Here is a 641-nt window from a genome sequence, read left to right on the forward strand (position 1 = left end):
GTCCACGTCCTCGGCCAGGTCCAGCTTCACCCAGTCGCCGAAATCGACGTGGTTGCCGACCTCGCGTCGCACGGTGATCGGCCGGGCGCGGCAGTAGAGGCGGCCCTCCTCCAGCGCCAGGGTGCGGAAATCATAGACCCACAGCCTATGCCCGCGCGCCTGGGCCGTCTCGGCCATCAGGAAGCTGGTGTCCCCGGCGATGTCGACGGCCTCGATCGGGTCCATCTGGATGGCGATTTTCAACATCGGTAGGCCTTCTCTATGTAGCGGGTTTACGGGATGGGAACGCCGGAACACCGGTGAAACCCCCATCCGCTCATCCCGGCGAAAGCCGGGACCCAGTTCTTTCGCTCGGCAGTGCGTGGGGACAAGGCTGTGCGAACCACACCGACCTTTCGCCCAAAGCACTGGGTCCCGGCTTTCGCCGGGATGAGCGGAGTATAAGTCAGTCCAGCGGACGGGCTTCCTCGGCCAGCATGATCGGCACGCCCTCGCGGATCGGATAGGCCAGTTTGGCGCCGACGGAGATCAGTTCGCCCGCGTCGCGGTCGTAGGTCAGCTTGCCGCGCGTGACCGGGCAGACCAGCACCTCCAGCAGGCGGGGATCGACGGAGACGGGCGTGTTGAAGGCGTCACTCATT

1 protein-coding gene and 1 pseudogene are annotated in these 641 nt (G+C 65.5%); both read right to left on the reverse strand.

All coding sequences use genetic code 11. The annotated features are described in order from the left end of the window. Positions 1-246: pseudogene (locus tag Q0C81_RS17835) on the reverse strand (glutathione synthase); the annotation flags it as partial. Between the two features lie 199 nt (positions 247-445). Then, positions 446-640: a Trm112 family protein gene (locus Q0C81_RS17840; RefSeq protein ID WP_035309883.1), complete on the reverse strand. Its 195-nt coding sequence runs from the start codon at positions 638-640 to the stop codon at positions 446-448. Between the last annotated feature and the right edge of the window lies 1 nt (position 641).

Origin of the sequence: Brevundimonas sp., from assembly GCF_023259385.1 — a bacterium.
In the GTDB taxonomy this organism is placed as follows: Bacteria; Pseudomonadota; Alphaproteobacteria; order Caulobacterales; family Caulobacteraceae; genus Brevundimonas.